A 16,344-nucleotide genomic window follows, 5' to 3' on the forward strand; every position below is an offset into this window, starting at 1 on the left:
GACCCATGGCCTATCAATTTGACTTTTCCCCTGTGCTGGCCCAAGGCGGCCTGCTGCTCGAAGGGGCTGTGTTCACGCTAGAGCTGACGTTGATCGGCACCCTGTTCGGGGTGGCTATCGGTGTGCTTGGTGCGGTGGTGCGCGCCTGGCGACTACGGCCGTTCGATGCGCTGTTCGGCCTTTACGTGGAACTGATCCGCAACACGCCCTTCATCGTCCAGTTGTTCTTCATCTTCTTCGGCCTGCCCTCGCTTGGCGTTCGGTTGACGGAATGGCAGGCGGCGGTACTGGCCATGGTGATCAACCTTGGGGCCTATTCCACCGAAATCATTCGGGCGGGTATCCAGGCCATTCCCAGAGGGCAACTGGAGGCTGCGGCGGCATTGGCCATGAGTCGTTTCGAGGCTTTTCGCCATGTGGTGCTGCAACCTGCACTGGCCAAGGTCTGGCCGGCCCTGTCGAGCCAGATCGTGATCGTAATGCTCGGGTCGGCGGTGTGCTCGCAGATCGCCACAGAAGAACTGTCGTTCGCCGCCAACTTCATCCAGTCGCGCAACTTCCGGGCTTTCGAGACATACCTGCTGACCACGGCTCTGTACCTGGTCATGGCTATCCTGGTGCGCCAACTGCTGGCATGGATCGGCCGGCGCGCTTTGACGGGGAGACGCTGAATGGATTTCACCTTGTGGGACATCGTGCGCAACCTGCTCGCAGGTTTGCAATGGACCTTGCTGCTGTCGCTGGTGGCGTTCGTCTGCGGTGGTATTGCCGGGCTGTTGCTGCTGTTGGCGCGAATCTCCGATAGCCGGATGCTGCGTGGCGCGGCCAGGAGCTACATCGAGCTGTTCCAGGGGACGCCGCTGCTGATGCAGCTGTTCATGGTGTTTTTCGGCATCGCCCTGTTCGGCATCGATGTTTCGGCCTGGATGGCGGCGGCCATCGCCTTGACGTTGTTCACCAGTGCCTTTCTCGCCGAGATCTGGCGAGGCTGCGTCGAGTCCATACCACATGGCCAGTGGGAGGCCTCCGGCAGCCTGGCCATGAGCCGTCTGGAGCAGTTGCGCCACGTGATCCTGCCCCAGGCCCTGCGCATTGCCGTCGCGCCGACCGTCGGGTTCTCGGTGCAGGTGGTCAAGGGCACGGCGGTGACCTCGATCATCGGTTTCACCGAGCTGACCAAGACCGGCGGCATGTTGGCCAACGCCACTTTCGAACCGTTCCTGATCTACGGTCTGGTGGCCGTGGGTTACTTCGTCCTTTGCTACCCGCTCTCGCTGAGCGCCCGTTACCTGGAGAGGAGGCTGCATGCCCCTGCTTAGAGTGTCCGCATTGCACAAGTACTACGGCGACAATCATGTGCTCAAGGGTGTCGACCTGGCGATCGAGGAGGGCGAGGTGGTCGCCATCATCGGCCGTAGCGGTTCCGGCAAGAGTACCTTCCTGCGTACCCTCAACGGCCTGGAGTCGATCAGCGATGGGGTGATCGAGGTGGATGGCGAATACCTGGATGCCGGCCGCGCCGACTTGCGCTCGCTGCGGCAGAAGGTTGGCATGGTGTTCCAGCAGTTCAACCTCTTCCCTCACCTGACAGTGGGCCAGAACGTGATGCTTGCACCCCAGGTGGTGAAGAAGGCCGGCAAGGCCGAGGCCCGCCAGTTGGCCGAGCAGATGCTCGCCAGGGTTGGACTGGGTGACAAGTTCGACGCCTACCCGGACCGCCTTTCCGGCGGCCAGCAGCAGCGGGTGGCGATTGCCCGGGCGCTTGCCATGTCGCCAAAGGTGTTGCTGTGCGACGAGATCACCTCGGCGCTCGACCCCGAGTTGGTCAACGAAGTGCTCGGTGTGGTGCGCCAACTGGCCAGTGAAGGCATGACCCTGATCATGGTCACCCACGAAATGCGTTTTGCCCGGGAAGTCGGTGACAAGCTGGTCTTCATGCATCAAGGCAAGGTCCACGAGACTGGCCATCCACGCGAGGTTTTTGCGGCGCCCCGAACAGCTGAGCTGGCGAATTTCATCGGTAGCGTGGCAGGAGGTTAGGTAGCGTCTGCAGGTTTCGTCGCCCCAAGAAAAATGCTCCGTATCGAATGTTACGGAGCATTTCTCATCATTGCCTGGATCCCAAGGGCTGCGGTGTGCCTCTGCCATGGGCCAGGTATCCATCACGCTTGCATCCGCCGCGCTTCAGGTTTGACCCACGGCTACGGTCAAAGCCATGCCTTGATCTGCCTCGACACAGCGTCAGTGGAGATCCCGTATCGGTCATGCAAAGTCGGCAGTGCCCCTGCATCAAGAAACGCATCCGGTAGCGCGATCTGGCGGAAGGTTGGTGTGACCCCGTTGCGCAGCAGTACGCCGGCCACAGCTTCCCCCAGGCCCCCTATGATCGAGTGGTTTTCCGCAGTGACCACCAGGCGACCAGGCTTGCGTGCCTCGGCGAGGATGGTCTGCTCATCGAGCGGTTTGATGGTGGGTACATGCAGCACCGATACATCCACACCGTCCTTTTGCAATTGCTCGGCAGCCTCCAGCGCGCGCATGGTCATGAGGCCGCTGGCAATCAACAGCACATCCCGGCCACCGCGCAGCACCTGTGCCTTGCCCAGCTGGAACTGGTAATCGTAGCGATCGAGCACCAAGGGTACGTTGCCGCGCAGCAGCCTCATGTAGACCGGCCCCTGATGGGCGGCGATCGCTGGCACAGCCTGCTCGATCTCCAGCGCATCACAGGGGTCGACGATCATCAGGTTGGGCATCGCCCGGAAGATGGCCAGGTCATCCGTGGCCTGGTGGCTAGGACCATAACCGGTGGTCAGGCCAGGCAGCCCGCAGACGATCTTGACGTTGAGGTTCTCTTCTGCGATTGCCATGCAGATGAAGTCGTAGGCCCGACGGGAAGCGAACACCGCATAGGTGGTGGCAAAGGGGGTCATGCCTTCCCGTGCCATGCCGGCAGCGGCGCTCATCAGCAACTGTTCGGCCATGCCCATTTGATAGAAGCGCTCGGGGTGGGCTTTGGCGAAGATGTGCAGGTCGGTGTACTTGGACAGGTCGGCACTTAGGCCAACTATATCCTGACGTTGCTCGGCAAGGCTTGCCAGGGCATGGCCGAACGGGGCAGGGCGGGTCGGCTGGCCGTCGGCGGCAATCGAGGCGATCATGGCCGAGGTGGTCAGGCGTTTCTTGGGTGAGTTCACAGTGCTCATGCTTGGCTCCCGGCGTCCAGCGCTTTCAGGGCGAGGTCCCATTCGTTTTCATCGACGCGAATGAAGTGCGTCTTGTCGCGGTTTTCCAGGAAAGGCACGCCTTTGCCCATGCGGGTATCGCAGATGATCACGCGCGGTTGCGCCCCGGCGTGGGCACGGGCCTGGTCGAAGGCGCCGACCAGCGCATCCAGGTCATTGCCGTCCACGCGTTGAACGAACCAGCCAAAGGCTTGCCAGCGGTCGACGATTGGCTCGAAGGCCAGTACTTCGCTGGAATGGCCATCCGCCTGCTGGTTGTTCACATCGATGATGGCGATCAGGTTGTCCAGGCGCCAATGGCTGGCCGACATGGCCGCCTCCCAGGTCGAGCCCTCGTTGAGCTCGCCATCGGACAGCAGGTTGTACACCCAGCTGTCCGACCCCTTGCGTTTGAGCCCGAGGCAGGCGCCGACGGCGATGCCCAAGCCGTGGCCGAGCGAGCCACCGGTGATCTCCATGCCTGGGGTATAGGCAGCCATACCAGACATGGGCAAGCGGCTATCGTCGCTACCGTAGGTTTCAAGCTCATACTCTGGGATTACGCCGGCCTCGATCAGTGCGGCATAGAGGGCAATCGCGTAGTGCCCGATGGACAGGTAGAAACGGTCGCGCTGCTCCCATTCGGGGTTGCCGGGGTCGAGGCGCAGCGCATGGAAATACGCGACCGCCAGCAGGTCGGCGGCGCCCAGCGCCTGGCCGACATAGCCCTGGCCCTGGACTTGCCCCATGCGCAATGCGTGGCGGCGGATATTGCGAGCGCGCACAGCCAGCGGCAGCGCCTCGGTGTAGGTAGGCACAGCAGTCATTGAAGTGACTCCTTTTTATCGAATCAACGATTGACCAGATGGGCCGGTACTCGCGACACCAGGAAGGCGCCAAACATGAGTACCGCCGTGATGAGATACATGCCGATGGCATTGCTGCCCAAGGTGGTAGTGACCCAGCCGATCAGGTAGGGCGAGCAGAAGCCGGCGAGGTTGGCGAAACTGTTCACCGCCGCGATGCCTGCCGCCGCCGATACACCTCCCAACAGCGTGGTGGGCAGCATCCAGAACAGTGAAGAGGCGGATAGCACTCCAGCCGCAGCGAGGCACAGGCTGAGGATCGACAACGTCAGGTTGCTGCCCAGTGCTGCGGCGAGGCTCAGGCCCAGTGCACCGATCAACATGGGGATCGCCAGGTGCCAGCGGCGTTCACGGTTACGGTCGCCGCTGCGCCCGGCCCACAGCATCGCGACGATGGCACACAGGTACGGCAGGCTGGTCAGCAGGCCGATGTGCAAAGGTTCGCTGACGCCGGCATTGCGTACCAGTGTGGGTAGCCAGAACGTGATTGCGTACTGGCCCATCACTACGCAGAAGTAGATGCCCGCCAGCAACCAGAGCCGACGGTCGCGGATGAAGTCGGCCACCGAGCCGTGGTTTACCTTGTGTTGTTCGTCTTCAGCCAGTTCCTTGCGCACCAGGGCTTTTTCTTCGTCGCTCAACCAGTGTGCCTGATCGACGCCATCCTTCAGGTAGCTCAGCACCAGAACGCCCACCAGTACCGTGGGGATGGCTTCGAGCAGGAACATCCACTGCCAGCCCGCCCAGCCGTGAACGCCGGCAAAGCGCTCCATGATCCAACCCGACAAGGGGCCGCCGATCATGCCCGACAGCGGAATCGCGATGAACCACAGCGCGGTCATCTTCGCTCGGCGGTAAGACGGGAACCAATAGGTCAGGTACAGCAGAAGCCCCGGTGCCAGGCCTGCTTCGGCGATCCCCAGCAAAAAGCGCAGGGTATAGAATTGCCAGGCTGTCTCCACCAGGGCGAACATCGCCGAGATGATGCCCCAGGTGATCATGATGCGAGCGATCCAGCGTCGAGCGCCCACTTTGTGCAGAATGATGTTGCTGGGCACCTCGCAGAGAAAGTAGCCAATGAAGAACATGCCGGCGCCCAGCCCGTAGACCGCTTCGGAAAGGGCCAGGTCGTCCATCATCTGCAGCTTCGCAAAGCCGACATTGACCCTGTCCAGATAGGCGCACAGGTAGCAGAGCATGAGAAAAGGCATCAGTCGCCAGGCCGTTTTACGGTAGGCACTGCTGCGTGCGGCGGATACCGCATCGAGCGCTAATGTGGTCATTCGTTCTGATCTCTTGTTGTTATCGAACGCGTGGCCTGCGCCGGGCTCGGGTGCAGGTCACGATTACACCGGGTGCTCAGTGGATCAGCATCCCGCCGTTGACATCCAGGGTAATGCCCGTCAGGTAGCTGGAAAGGTCACTGGCCAGGAACAAGGCCGCATTGGCGACATCGCGCGCCTCGCCCAGGCGGCCCAAGGGGATGCCTTCGATGATGGCGTGGCGGCGCTCATCCTGCATGAGGCCACCGGTGATGTCAGTGTGAATCAGGCCTGGTGTGATCGAGTTGACGCGAATATTGTCCGGCCCCAGCTCGCGGGCCATCGCCTTGCCCAATCCAAGCACGCCAGCCTTCGCTGCGCTGTAGTGAGGGCCACCGAAAATGCCGCCACCACGCTGGGCAGAAACCGAAGACATACAGATGATGCTGCCGGCGCGTTGCGCCCGCATGGTTGGGATCACCGCCTGGGACATCAACAATGTGCCACGCAGGTTCACGTTGAGAATCCGGTCATAGTCAGCCCCGGTGATTTCCAGGGTTTTCACCGGCTGGGTGATGCCGGCATTGTTTACCAGCACGTCGATCCGACCGAATTGCGCGAGCACTTGAGCGATGGCATCACGCACTTGTGCTTCATCGGCAACGTTGGCAGCCACGCCGAGGTGGCCTTCCCCCAGGGAAGCGGCAGCCTCGGTCGCGGCGGAGGCGTCCAGGTCCAGGATCGCGACTTTGGCGCCCTGAGCGGCAAACGCCTGGGCTGTTGCGCGGCCGATGCCGCGGGCAGAGGCCGCGCCAGTGATCACGGCAAATTTTCCTGTTAACAGCATCGAAGGTGCTCCAGATGGTTGTTGTTGTGAGCGGCGGTTCCAGGCAGAACCGATAGGCACAGCTTCGTCCCGGACAGCACCCCGAGCAACGCTGCCTCCTTCACCCGGTGCTGAAAAAAATTCAGCCCTCGACTTGTGCCTTGGGCTTACAGGAAGGTAAAAGCCTTGGTATCGCTTCGAATCCTTCAGGAAATGGTCATGAGCCTGGACATCCTCAGAAAATCGCCTCAGATCCCTTCCCTGAAAGCAATTCAGGCCTTCGAGCAAGTCGCTCGCTTCGCCAACGTTGCACGGGCCGCAGAGCAGTTGAACCTCACGCCCTCTGCGGTGAGCCACCAGATCGCTAACCTGGAAGCCTTGATCGGTCGTCCATTGTTCATTCGCGAGGCGCGCGGTGTTGCATTGACCCCGGCCGGAGAGCAGTACCTGCGCGAGGTATCAGGCATATTGCAAAGCCTGGCTACGGCCACCGAGCGCGCCGGCAACTCGGTGGGCTTCGATTGCTTGCGGCTTCATTCCGCGCCCAGCTTCGGCCTGCTCTGGTTGCTGCCGCGCCTGGACCATTTTCGTAACAGTCATCCGCAGATCCAGATCAACCTGTCGTGCTCCTACGAGTCGCTGCACTTCGGCCGCCATCAGATCGATCTGGATATCCGTCATGGCTACCCCAACTGGCCCAGCCTGGAAGTGCGTACCATCCGGCATGAACGTGCAACTGTGCTGGCCTCGCCACAGCTTCTTGAGCGTACGCCTATCAAGCAGCCGGGCGATCTGCTGGGGCAGAACCTGATCCTGTCGGAAGCCGCATTGGTGCAATGGCCCCAATGGTTCGCACAGCAAGGCGTGGCGTTGCCACAAACCCCCTACGCCCTGAGCTTCGATCGCTCCTACATGAGCCTGGAGGCCGCCAGCCACGGGTATGGGGTGGCCTTGGAGAGTTCCCTGCTGGCGCAGGACTATATTGCCCGAGGCGAGTTGGTACCGGTATTTACAGAAGACCTGGCGACGCCCGTCAGTGCCCACCACCTGGTCTTTCCACGAGGCCATGCTGAAGCTCCCAGGGTTCGCCAGTTCCTTGAATGGGTGCAGGGCCAGCTCGGTCATGACTTCAATTACTGAGAGCAGTTTGCACAACAGATCAACTGCGCTAGGGGCCGGCTATCGAGTCAGCAGAAGGCTGGATAGCACCAGAACTCAACGGTAATAAGCAACAAGGGAAAAGCCCTACAACGCTATCGGAAGTTTCGCTGCCCGGTTCGGGTTGTACATCTTCAGGGTGTCGCTACCATCAGGGCTCGGCGCTTTCATGGAGTTTCCAGTGACTACTTCCGGCAATACAAGAAGGCGGGGTTGGTAGCGTGAATCAGCCCTTGGGTTCGCTCAGTAGCTTTCTGCGCTCGGCCTTGCTGATTCTGTTGTGTCTATTGGGCGTATTCCCTCTGGATGTGATCCTGCCATCATTCCCAGCGCTCGCAGGCGAGTTTCACGTCGAGCCACAGCAGATAGCTTACTCGGTGAGCTTCTTTGCGTTTGGTGTCGCCTTGGCGCAAATCGTGATCGGGCCATTGTCGGATGGCATGGGGCGCAAGCGGTTGTTGCTCGCTGGGTTGGGAGTGTCCATTGCAGGGGCAGTGGGTTGTGTACTTTCAACCCGCTATGAGACGTTCATGGCGTTCCGTTTGCTGCAGGCCTTGGGTTGCGGGAGTTTCGTGCTGGGCCAGGCGCTCGTGCAGGATCTGTACAGTGGTAGGCAGCGCAATGCCATGCGTATCCTGCTGACCAGCGCAAGTGGGCTGTTCATCTCGTTGTCACCGGTCGCAGGCGCTTTTCTCCAACAATCCTTTGGCTGGAAGGGCAGCTTTACGGTATTCGCTTTCATCGCCGTGATCGTTTCATGCCTGTCATATGCATTGCTGCAGGATACGCCTGCATCGCGAGGCCGTACTTCGGGCATGCGCAGCTATTGGGTCATGCTGCGTGATACGACCTATCTTGCGCACTCCCTGTTGTCCAGCCTCGCGTTTGCCTGCCATTTTTCCTTCATCGTTGTCGCGCCATTGGCGTTGATGGACAGCCTGGGGCTGACGCCATATCAATTCTCGGTGGTATTTATCGCCTATGGGCTTGCGTATATCGCTGGCGGAGTAGCCGCGACCTACTTGAACAATCGCGTAACCCCGCAGTTTCAGATCAAGACGGGATTCCTGCTGATTGCTGCCGGGGGCATCACACTGGTGATCTGGGAACAGGTAGCGGGATTGACGGTGGCGGGGCTGCTGCTGCCGATGATCATTTGCACGACCGGGACAACGCTGGTGCGTCCGGCTGCAACGACCCAGGCCTTGGCGCGTTACCCGCAGCAGGCCGGTGCGGCAGCGTCGCTGAATACGACATTGTTGTTCGCAGGTGGTGGTTTGGCCGGCAGTCTTGTTGCTGGCGTCGAAAGCGAGCTGCCGATGAGCCTGGGGCTTCTGTTCCTGGGTGTCAGTTTGTGCGGATGGCTACTACTTGCATGCCTGACGGAAACGCTGACCAGCACTCGAACTTGATAACGACCGAGCCATCCGCGGTGGAAACGATAACGGTGTAGCGCAGGTGTTGATCAGGCCCAGAAACCAAACAGCACCAACGCCGCCACGCCAAGCCCGACCGCAACTGAACAGCCGCCCAACGACAGCGCCGCCCGACCTTGCCGGTACCAACCATCCTGGCCCAGTTGCCGTGCCGGTGCCAACAGGCTGCGCCAGTGCATTTCCGTGTCATGAAACGCCTGCAAGTTCGCCATGTCCGCATCCAGCCAACGGCGAAAATCGATCCGCTCGCACGCCGTCACCTGTGGGCTCTGCAAGCGCACATACCATTGCCCGGCAACACTCGCCAGCACATCCCGGCGCGAGCGACCGGCCTGCAGTGCCTGGTCCATGTGCCGCTCGATGCTCGCTAATGGCAGATCGAGGCGGGCGGCGATGCTGGCGAAGTCCAGTTGGTCGAGGCGGTTGAGCAGGAATACTTGTTGCACACGCCGTGGCAGGCGTCTCAGGGCGTGCAGCAGGGCGTCGTCGGCATGATGTTCGGCAGCAGGGTTTGGGTGCTCAAGGGGCAGCAGCAGACGGGTCATGGACAGCTCCTTGCTCTATGGAGGGGGAGGGATGGGGGCATCTTCCGTGATGCGTGATCAGCGTAGGTGAAACGAGATTGATTCTCAAGTGCTGATTCCGCAAAGTTTTGTAATGAGCGTTCACGCCCTGAAACACCTTTGCTATCATGCGCGCCATCACGATCTTCATTAGCCTGAAGAGCCAAAAAAAAGACCCAGCAAAAAGCTGGGTCAAAAACCGTGATTAGCCTGATGAGGAGATAATCTGAGAGCGACCTAAGCTCCAGGTTATCCAGCAGATCTCGCGATCAGCTGAGTGCAATAATAATCGTTATCATTTGCCAGTCAAATGAATTTTCGGTAATCCGGTAAAAAAGTTTTACCGGTGCGCTTCCTTGTCCCGGCAATCGGGGCCTTCGCCGTTACCCGGCCATCACGTTCTCTCCCTTCTTTCTTGCTTACAAACCCGATTCCACGGTGCGTTTGTGCTCGAGCAGTGCGCGCGCCATGTCCATCATGTGCATCAGGGCAAAGGTCAGTTCGCGCTGGCTGCCGTGCTGGTGGGTGGCGGTTTCCTGCGCGGTGGCGGCGGCGCAGCGCAGCAGGGCGATGGCGTGCTCCTGGGCCTGGTCGGTGGTTACGCCCTCGTGCAGGGTCCAGATCCTGTTCTCCAGGGTGGGGCGCGGCGGGTTGGGGTTGAGGTAGTAGTCGAGGGCGCGGCGGGCGGCTTCGCTGTCGAGATCTGTTTCGTCGTTTTTCGGTGGTTTCATCCTGATACCTGCTAACACCAGTAGGGAAAGGGTTCAGGTCGATACTAATACCTAAAGTATTTTTGTGCTTTCCGATAAATAATACTGAATGTTTATTGAGCGCTAGAAGGCAGTCCGTATCGTGCCAGCGATGAATATGGATAAATGGATTGCCCTCGTCCGTGACCGGATGGAGGAGCTAGGGCTCACTCAAGAGCAGCTTGCCGAGCGCGTTGGCGTGTCTCAAGGCAGCGTGGGGCATTGGGTGAACAAGCGGCGGCAGCCGAAGATCGAGTCGATGAACCGCACGTTCGTCGAGATTGGCATGCCCCATTACAACGTCAGCCTACAGTTGCGCATTGTTGGTCAGGTTGGCGAGGAGCGCGGCATTTACGAGGTCGATGACTCCGATGATGACCTGGACCTCATGCAATACATCGTGTGCTTCCGCTACCCGGTGCTGGGCTGGGATGAGCTAGGTATCGCAGAGGGGGAGGAGCCAGGTGTGTTCGAGCAGACGGATTACCTGGCCCAAGGCAAGGCGTTCTGGCTGACTGTCGAGAATGATGCGATGAGTGCCGCCAGTGGCCGCAGTGTGCCGCAGGGCATGCGGATGTTGGTGGACCCTGGGCTAGATGCCGAGCCAGGGCGTCTGGTTATCGCTCGTCAGCCGGGCAAACCGGCGATTTTCCGTGAGTTGGCAGAGGAAGGTGGGCAACGGTACCTGAAGGCACTCAACAGCAACTACCCGGCGCTGTTGTGTGAGGAAGGCTGCGAGTTTCTGGGGGTGGTAGTGCGAGTGCATGGCTCCTTCTAGATTGCCGGGGCTGCTGCGCAGCCCTTTCGCGACACAAGGCCGCTCCTACAGGGATGGCGCAAGTCTTGGAGCCGCAGTATCCGCTCATGGAAAACTGGATCGCATTTCTCAAGCGCTACAAGCGTGAACACAACCTCAGCCAGCTCAAGCTGGCCGAACGCCTGGGGATGACACCGGGCGGCGTAGGGCATTGGTTGCGCGGTACACGACGGCCGACACTGGAGACCATCAACGAAAAGCTCGAGAAGCTTGGGTTGGTGTCTCTTGAGGCCCAAGTCATGGTGGTCGAGCGTGGCATTGCGTCTGAAGCCTCAGGGTGTAGTGCGAGCTATCGTTTCCCCGTGCTGAGCTGGGCCGATTTGCAGGGGCCTTTGCCTGAGGCGAGCAAATCCCATGAGCAGACAGACTATATGCCCGCCGGCAATGCCTTCTGGCTGGTGGTGGAAAACGACTCGATGAATGCCGCCAGTGGCAGGAGCGTGCCTGAGGGTATGCGTGTGCTGGTGGATACTGGCCTGCCGGCAGAGCCAGGCCGGTTGGTGATTGCGCGGCAGCCCTGGCGGCGAGCAGTGTTGCGGCAGTTGGTCGAGGAGGGCGGAGACAGGATGCTCAAACCGCTGAATACCCGCTATCCGACAGTCCTGTGTGAAGACGGCTGCGAATTTCTGGGTGTGGTCGTGCGGGGGCACGGGGTCTTTTGATCGGGGTTGGCGGGTGCAAGGCATGGGTGTTGCGGCGCCCTGTCGATCGAGCGCCGCCCGCGTGGCGCTTCGCGGGTATTCGCCTTGACACATTCTGCGCCTGTGAGATCGAGCGCCGCCCGCGCGGCGCTTCGCGGGGCAAGCCCGCTCCCACATTTGTTGCAACGTGGCCATGCCTGTGGGAGAGGCGTTGCCAGCCTTGGTGCAAGGCTTGAGACAAGTGGAGCGGCAGTAGTGCCAACCCAGAACTACAGCCATGCCACCAAGGCTGACAACCATGGCCTGTCAGGTTCGGCACGTTGCAACAAATGTGGGAGCGGGCTTGCCCCGCGAAGCGCCGCGCGGGCGGCGCTCGATCTCACAGGCGCAAAAAAGCCCAAGCCAAGCGCCCCAAACTCACTCCGCCAGTTCGACCAGCACCGTCCCTTCGCTGACCATATCCCCTTCCTGGCAGAACAACGCCTTCACAGTGCCGCCATGCGGCGCGCGAATGCTGTGCTCCATCTTCATGGCCTCCAGCACTACCAGCGCCGTACCTGCTTCCACCACCTGCCCAGGCTCCACCAGCACCCGCACGATGCTGCCGTTCATGGGCGCGCCCAGGCCGCCTTGGTGGCTGTGGCTGGCCTCGGCCTCGGCGATCGGGTCGAAGGCTTCGATGGCATGCATCTCGCCGTCCCAGTGCAAGTACAGCGTGCCACCGCGGCGGATCGCCAGATGCTGGCGACGCACGCCAGCCTGGTCATGTACCAACTGCTCGCCCAGCAACTGCCAGGTAGACGCAGCGCTGCGCTCCAGGGCAACTGCCTGGTCCTGCCCGCCACTGACCAGGTGCAGGCTGCTGCGCGCCGGCAGGCCCAGGCGCAGGCCGTTGCGCTCGGCCCACGGCGAACTGCGGTCGTCCTCCCGCTGGTGTGCGGCCTGGCCCTGCAACCAGGCCTCGGCCGCGGCTTCCCAGAAGCCTGCCGGCAGCGCTTGCGGCGCGGGCAGCAAAACTTCCTGGTGACGCGGAATGAAGCCGGTATCCAGTTCCGCTGCAGCAAACGCCGGGTGGGCGAGAATGCGCCGCAGGAAGGCGATGTTGGTCTTCAACCCGCCAATGGCAAACTCGTCGAGCATGGCCAGCAAGCGCAGGCGCGCCTGCTCGCGGTCTTCGCCCCAGGCGATCAGCTTGCCCAGCATCGGGTCGTAGAACGGCGACACTACATCACCTTCGCTGACCCCGCTGTCCACCCGTCGCCCTTCGCCGGCCGCCGCCTCGCGGTACAGCGCCAGCTTGCCGGTCGCGGGCAGGAATTCGTTGGCCGGGTCCTCGGCATACAGGCGCACTTCGATGGCATGGCCGATCAGCGGCACCTGTTCCTGGGTGATCGGCAGGGCCTCGCCGCAGGCCACGCGAATCTGCCAGGCCACCAGATCAAGCCCGGTAATGGCCTCGGTGACCGGGTGCTCCACCTGCAGGCGGGTGTTCATCTCCATGAAGAAGAACTCGCCACGGGCATCGAGCAGGAACTCCACGGTGCCGGCGCCCACGTAGCCGATGGCCTGGGCCGCGCGTACCGCCGCCTCACCCATGGCCCGGCGCAATTCGGCTGACAGGCCTGGCGCAGGGGCTTCTTCCACCACCTTCTGGTGGCGGCGCTGTATCGAGCAGTCGCGCTCGTTGAGGTACAGGCAGTTGCCGTGCTGGTCGGCGAATACCTGGATTTCTACGTGGCGTGGCTTGAGCACGTACTTTTCCACCAGCATGCGCGCATCGCCGAACGACGACTGCGCCTCACGCTGGGCCGAGGCCAGGGCGTCGGCCAGCTGGCTTTCTTCCTCGACCACTTTCATGCCCTTGCCACCGCCGCCGGCGCTGGCCTTGAGCAGCACCGGGTAGCCGATGCGTTCGGCGGCGGCGCGGAAGGTGTCCAGGTCCTGGGCTTCGCCGTGGTAGCCCGGCACCAGTGGCACGCCAGCGGCTTCCATCAGTGCCTTGGCCGCCGACTTGCTGCCCATGGCGTCGATGGCGCTGGCCGGTGGGCCGAGGAAGATCAACCCGGCCTCTTCGATGGCACGGGCGAAGCCTGCGTTCTCGGACAGGAAGCCATAGCCCGGGTGGATGGCCTGGGCGCCGCTGGCCTTGGCGGCGGCCAGCAGCTTGTCGACCAGCAGGTAGCTTTCGGCAGCCTTGGTGCCGCCGAGGTCGACGCGGATATCGGCTTCGCGGCTGTGTCGGGCATCACGGTCGGTGGCGCTGTGCACGGCCACGGTGGTCAGGCCCATGGCCTTGGCGGTGCGCATCACCCGGCAGGCGATTTCGCCGCGGTTGGCGACCAGCAGGGTGGTCAAAGCGGGGCGGCTCATGGGCGCGGCTCCTTCTTGTCATCGATTTGCCAGGCGGGGCGGCGTTTTTCCAGGAAGGCGCGCAGGCCCTCCTGGCCTTCGGCGCTGACGCGGATGCGGGCGATGGTGTTTTCGCAGTAGCGGCGCAGGGCCGGGCTGAGTTCACCGTCGTCCACTTCACGCAGCAGGTCCTTGGTGGCGCGTAGCGCTTGCGGGCTGTTCTGCAGCAGGTTGCTCACCCAGGCTTCGACCTGGGCGTCCAGTTCGCTGGCCGGGTAAACCTCGGCCAGCAGGCCCAGCTCGCGGGCCCGTACGCCGCTGAAACGCTCGGCGGTGAGGGCATAGCGGTGCGCGGCACGCTCGCCGATGGCCTTGACCACGAACGGGCTGATCACTGCCGGGGCCAGGCCGATGCGCACTTCCGACAGGCACAGCTGAGCGTCTTCGGCACCGATGGCCATGTCGCAGCAACTGATCAGGCCCAGCGCGCCGCCAAAGGCCGCGCCTTGCACCACGGCCAGGGTCGGCGCCTTGAGGCGGTGCAGGGCGTACATCAGCTCGCCCAGCTCGCGGGCATCATCCAGGTTGGTGTTGAAGTCCAGCTGCGCCGACTGCTGCATCCAGGCCAGATCGGCGCCGGCGCTGAAGTGCCGGCCGCGGCCGCGCAGCAGCACGAAGCGCAGGCTGGCGTCCTCGGCCAACTGGTCGAGGGCGACGATCAGCTCGCGGATCATCAAGGCGTTGAAGGCGTTGTTCTTGTCCTCGCGGCTCAGCCACAGGGTGGCGAAGCCGCGCGGGTCGCGGATCACTTCGAGGGTGCTGAAATCGCTCATGGGTCACATCCGGAAAATGCCGAAGCGGCTCTGTTCGATCGGTGCGTTCAGCGCGGCGGACAACGCCAGGCCGAGCACGTCGCGGGTCTGTGCCGGGTCGATGACACCGTCGTCCCACAGGCGGGCGCTGGAGTAGTAGGGGTGGCCCTGGTGCTCGTACTGGTCAAGGATCGGCTGCTTGAGCCTGGCTTCGTCTTCGGCGCTGAACGGGTGGCCACTGCGCTCGCTCTGTTCGCGCTTGACCTGGGCCAGCACACCGGCGGCCTGTTCGGCCCCCATCACGCCAATCCGCGCGTTGGGCCACATCCACAGGAAGCGCGGGTCGTAGGCACGGCCGCACATGCCGTAGTTGCCGGCGCCGAAGCTGCCGCCAATGATCACCGTGAACTTTGGCACCTGAGCGCAGGCCACGGCAGTGACCAGCTTGGCGCCGTGTTTGGCGATGCCGCCTTCTTCGTACTTCTTGCCGACCATGAAGCCGGTGATGTTCTGCAGGAACAGCAGCGGGATGCCGCGCTGGCAGGCCAGTTCGATGAAGTGCGCGCCTTTTTGCGCGGCCTCGGCGAACAGGATGCCGTTGTTGGCGAGGATCGCCACCGGGTAGCCGTGCAGGTGGGCGAAGCCGCACACCAGGGTGGTACCGAACAGCGCCTTGAACTCGTCGAACACCGAGCCATCGACCAGGCGCGCGATCACCTCGCGCACGTCGAACGGTTGCTTGGCGTCGGCCGGCACCACGCCATACAGCTCATCGGCGGCGTACAGCGGTGCCACCGGGGCCAGGCGCTGCAGCTTGCCCAGCTTGTGCCAGTTGAGGTTGGCCACGCTGCGTCGGGCCAGGGCCAGGGCGTGTTCGTCGTTGTCGGCATAGTGGTCGGCCACGCCGCTGGTGCGGCAGTGCACATCGGCACCGCCGAGGTCTTCGGCGCTCACCACTTCACCGGTGGCCGCCTTCACCAGTGGCGGGCCGGCGAGGAAGATGGTCGCCTGCTGGCGCACCATGATCGCTTCGTCGGCCATCGCGGGCACGTAGGCACCGCCGGCGGTGCACGAACCCATCACCACGGCGATCTGCGGAATGCCCAGTGCGCTCATGTTGGCCTGGTTGAAGAAGATCCGCCCAAAGTGCTCACGGTCGGGGAACACTTCGTCCTGGCGTGGCAGGTTGGCGCCGCCGGAGTCCACCAGGTAGATGCACGGCAGGCGGTTCTGCAGGGCGATGGTCTGCGCACGCAGGTGCTTCTTCACCGTCAGCGGGTAGTAGGAACCGCCTTTGACCGTGGCGTCATTGGCCACGATCATGCATTCCACGCCTTCGACGCGGCCGATGCCGGCGATCACGCCCGCAGCGGGCACGTCTTCGCCATACACCTCATGGGCAGCCAGTTGGCCGATTTCGAGGAACGGCGAGCCCGGGTCCAGCAGGCGGTCGATACGCTCGCGTGGCAGCAGCTTGCCACGTGAAGTGTGCCGCTCCTGAGCCTTGGGCCCACCGCCCTGGGCCACTTGGGCGAGCAGGCCGCGCAGGGCCTGGACCTGTTCGAGCATGGCCGCGCTGTTGCCGGCGAACTCCGCCGAACGCGGGTTGATCTGGGTGTGCAAGGTAGCCATGTGCGCCCG

16 protein-coding genes are annotated in these 16,344 nt (G+C 62.5%); 7 read left to right on the forward strand and 9 right to left on the reverse strand.

Annotated elements, in window-relative coordinates; translation table 11 throughout:
• Positions 1-5 precede the first annotated feature (5 nt).
• From IMX18_RS07115 to IMX18_RS07125, 3 genes are read left to right on the forward strand one after another with little or no spacing between them, the layout of a single operon-like run.
• Positions 6-671, forward strand: coding sequence for an amino acid ABC transporter permease (locus IMX18_RS07115; RefSeq protein WP_003258372.1), 666 nt, complete (start codon positions 6-8; stop codon positions 669-671).
• Positions 672-1,319 (forward strand): amino acid ABC transporter permease, encoded by a 648-nt coding sequence (locus tag IMX18_RS07120; RefSeq protein ID WP_013973354.1) that lies wholly within the window; start codon positions 672-674, stop codon positions 1,317-1,319.
• On the forward strand, positions 1,306-2,040 hold the full coding sequence (locus IMX18_RS07125) for an amino acid ABC transporter ATP-binding protein (RefSeq protein ID WP_015271020.1): 735 nt from the start codon (positions 1,306-1,308) through the stop codon (positions 2,038-2,040). Before IMX18_RS07120 ends, IMX18_RS07125 begins: the two co-directional genes overlap by 14 nt.
• Positions 2,041-2,207: 167 nt before the next feature.
• Here the strand turns inward: IMX18_RS07125 and IMX18_RS07130 are convergent, their stop codons facing one another.
• The 4 genes from IMX18_RS07130 to IMX18_RS07145 form a co-directional block, all read right to left on the reverse strand.
• The gene (locus tag IMX18_RS07130) at positions 2,208-3,206 is read right to left on the reverse strand and encodes a transketolase family protein (RefSeq protein ID WP_015271019.1); all 999 of its coding nucleotides are present in this window, start codon (positions 3,204-3,206) and stop codon (positions 2,208-2,210) included.
• Positions 3,203-4,051: a transketolase gene (locus IMX18_RS07135; RefSeq protein ID WP_015271018.1), complete on the reverse strand. Its 849-nt coding sequence runs from the start codon at positions 4,049-4,051 to the stop codon at positions 3,203-3,205. Before IMX18_RS07135 ends, IMX18_RS07130 begins: the two co-directional genes overlap by 4 nt.
• Before the next feature lie 23 nt (positions 4,052-4,074).
• Positions 4,075-5,373, reverse strand: a complete 1,299-nt coding sequence (locus tag IMX18_RS07140; protein ID WP_061304193.1) for an MFS transporter — start codon at positions 5,371-5,373, stop codon at positions 4,075-4,077.
• Between the two features lie 76 nt (positions 5,374-5,449).
• On the reverse strand, positions 5,450-6,199 hold the full coding sequence (locus tag IMX18_RS07145) for an SDR family NAD(P)-dependent oxidoreductase (protein ID WP_013973349.1): 750 nt from the start codon (positions 6,197-6,199) through the stop codon (positions 5,450-5,452).
• A gap of 198 nt (positions 6,200-6,397) precedes the next feature.
• Between IMX18_RS07145 and IMX18_RS07150 the strand changes: the two genes are divergently transcribed.
• Positions 6,398-7,318, forward strand: coding sequence for a LysR substrate-binding domain-containing protein (locus IMX18_RS07150; protein WP_217190178.1), 921 nt, complete (start codon positions 6,398-6,400; stop codon positions 7,316-7,318).
• Between the two features lie 239 nt (positions 7,319-7,557).
• Complete coding sequence (locus IMX18_RS07155) at positions 7,558-8,748, forward strand: Bcr/CflA family efflux MFS transporter (protein WP_217190177.1); 1,191 nt, start codon at positions 7,558-7,560, stop codon at positions 8,746-8,748.
• A gap of 53 nt (positions 8,749-8,801) precedes the next feature.
• On the opposite strand, the gene IMX18_RS07160 is transcribed toward IMX18_RS07155, so the two are convergent.
• Positions 8,802-9,317, reverse strand: coding sequence for a DUF4880 domain-containing protein (locus IMX18_RS07160; protein ID WP_217190176.1), 516 nt, complete (start codon positions 9,315-9,317; stop codon positions 8,802-8,804).
• A gap of 437 nt (positions 9,318-9,754) precedes the next feature.
• Positions 9,755-10,066, reverse strand: a complete 312-nt coding sequence (locus IMX18_RS07165; RefSeq protein WP_100412906.1) for a DUF6124 family protein — start codon at positions 10,064-10,066, stop codon at positions 9,755-9,757.
• Positions 10,067-10,196: 130 nt separating this feature from the next.
• Here IMX18_RS07165 and IMX18_RS07170 point away from each other — a divergent pair, with 130 nt between their 5' ends.
• Positions 10,197-10,862, forward strand: coding sequence for a LexA family protein (locus IMX18_RS07170; RefSeq protein ID WP_100412905.1), 666 nt, complete (start codon positions 10,197-10,199; stop codon positions 10,860-10,862).
• 86 nt (positions 10,863-10,948) lie between these two features.
• On the forward strand, positions 10,949-11,563 hold the full coding sequence (locus IMX18_RS07175; protein WP_217190175.1) for a LexA family protein: 615 nt from the start codon (positions 10,949-10,951) through the stop codon (positions 11,561-11,563).
• Positions 11,564-11,959: 396 nt separating this feature from the next.
• On the opposite strand, the gene IMX18_RS07180 is transcribed toward IMX18_RS07175, so the two are convergent.
• From IMX18_RS07180 to IMX18_RS07190, 3 genes are read right to left on the reverse strand one after another with little or no spacing between them, the layout of a single operon-like run.
• Complete coding sequence (locus IMX18_RS07180; RefSeq protein WP_217190174.1) at positions 11,960-13,912, reverse strand: acetyl/propionyl/methylcrotonyl-CoA carboxylase subunit alpha; 1,953 nt, start codon at positions 13,910-13,912, stop codon at positions 11,960-11,962.
• On the reverse strand, positions 13,909-14,724 hold the full coding sequence (locus IMX18_RS07185) for a gamma-carboxygeranoyl-CoA hydratase (RefSeq protein WP_217190173.1): 816 nt from the start codon (positions 14,722-14,724) through the stop codon (positions 13,909-13,911). Before IMX18_RS07185 ends, IMX18_RS07180 begins: the two co-directional genes overlap by 4 nt.
• 3 nt (positions 14,725-14,727) lie before the next feature.
• Complete coding sequence (locus IMX18_RS07190; RefSeq protein ID WP_013973340.1) at positions 14,728-16,335, reverse strand: carboxyl transferase domain-containing protein; 1,608 nt, start codon at positions 16,333-16,335, stop codon at positions 14,728-14,730.
• Positions 16,336-16,344: the final 9 nt, after the last annotated feature.

This window comes from Pseudomonas shirazica (assembly GCF_015168335.1).
Lineage (GTDB): Bacteria > Pseudomonadota > Gammaproteobacteria > Pseudomonadales > Pseudomonadaceae > Aquipseudomonas > Aquipseudomonas asiatica.

Excerpts from the sequence above, each read along its gene's own strand:
- IMX18_RS07140 (WP_061304193.1), bottom strand. The coding sequence starts at position 5,373 with ATGACCACATTAGCGCTCGATGCGGTATCCGCCGCACGCAGCAGTGCC.
- IMX18_RS07185 (WP_217190173.1), bottom strand. The coding sequence starts at position 14,724 with ATGAGCGATTTCAGCACCCTCGAAGTGATCCGCGACCCGCGCGGCTTC.
- IMX18_RS07125 (WP_015271020.1), top strand. The coding sequence starts at position 1,306 with ATGCCCCTGCTTAGAGTGTCCGCATTGCACAAGTACTACGGCGACAAT.
- IMX18_RS07160 (WP_217190176.1), bottom strand. The coding sequence starts at position 9,317 with ATGACCCGTCTGCTGCTGCCCCTTGAGCACCCAAACCCTGCTGCCGAA.
- IMX18_RS07165 (WP_100412906.1), bottom strand. The coding sequence starts at position 10,066 with ATGAAACCACCGAAAAACGACGAAACAGATCTCGACAGCGAAGCCGCC.
- IMX18_RS07190 (WP_013973340.1), bottom strand. The coding sequence starts at position 16,335 with ATGGCTACCTTGCACACCCAGATCAACCCGCGTTCGGCGGAGTTCGCC.
- IMX18_RS07145 (WP_013973349.1), bottom strand. The coding sequence starts at position 6,199 with ATGCTGTTAACAGGAAAATTTGCCGTGATCACTGGCGCGGCCTCTGCC.
- IMX18_RS07175 (WP_217190175.1), top strand. The coding sequence starts at position 10,949 with ATGGAAAACTGGATCGCATTTCTCAAGCGCTACAAGCGTGAACACAAC.
- IMX18_RS07120 (WP_013973354.1), top strand. The coding sequence starts at position 672 with ATGGATTTCACCTTGTGGGACATCGTGCGCAACCTGCTCGCAGGTTTG.
- IMX18_RS07150 (WP_217190178.1), top strand. The coding sequence starts at position 6,398 with ATGAGCCTGGACATCCTCAGAAAATCGCCTCAGATCCCTTCCCTGAAA.
- IMX18_RS07170 (WP_100412905.1), top strand. The coding sequence starts at position 10,197 with ATGAATATGGATAAATGGATTGCCCTCGTCCGTGACCGGATGGAGGAG.
- IMX18_RS07180 (WP_217190174.1), bottom strand. The coding sequence starts at position 13,912 with ATGAGCCGCCCCGCTTTGACCACCCTGCTGGTCGCCAACCGCGGCGAA.
- IMX18_RS07130 (WP_015271019.1), bottom strand. The coding sequence starts at position 3,206 with ATGAGCACTGTGAACTCACCCAAGAAACGCCTGACCACCTCGGCCATG.
- IMX18_RS07135 (WP_015271018.1), bottom strand. The coding sequence starts at position 4,051 with ATGACTGCTGTGCCTACCTACACCGAGGCGCTGCCGCTGGCTGTGCGC.
- IMX18_RS07115 (WP_003258372.1), top strand. The coding sequence starts at position 6 with ATGGCCTATCAATTTGACTTTTCCCCTGTGCTGGCCCAAGGCGGCCTG.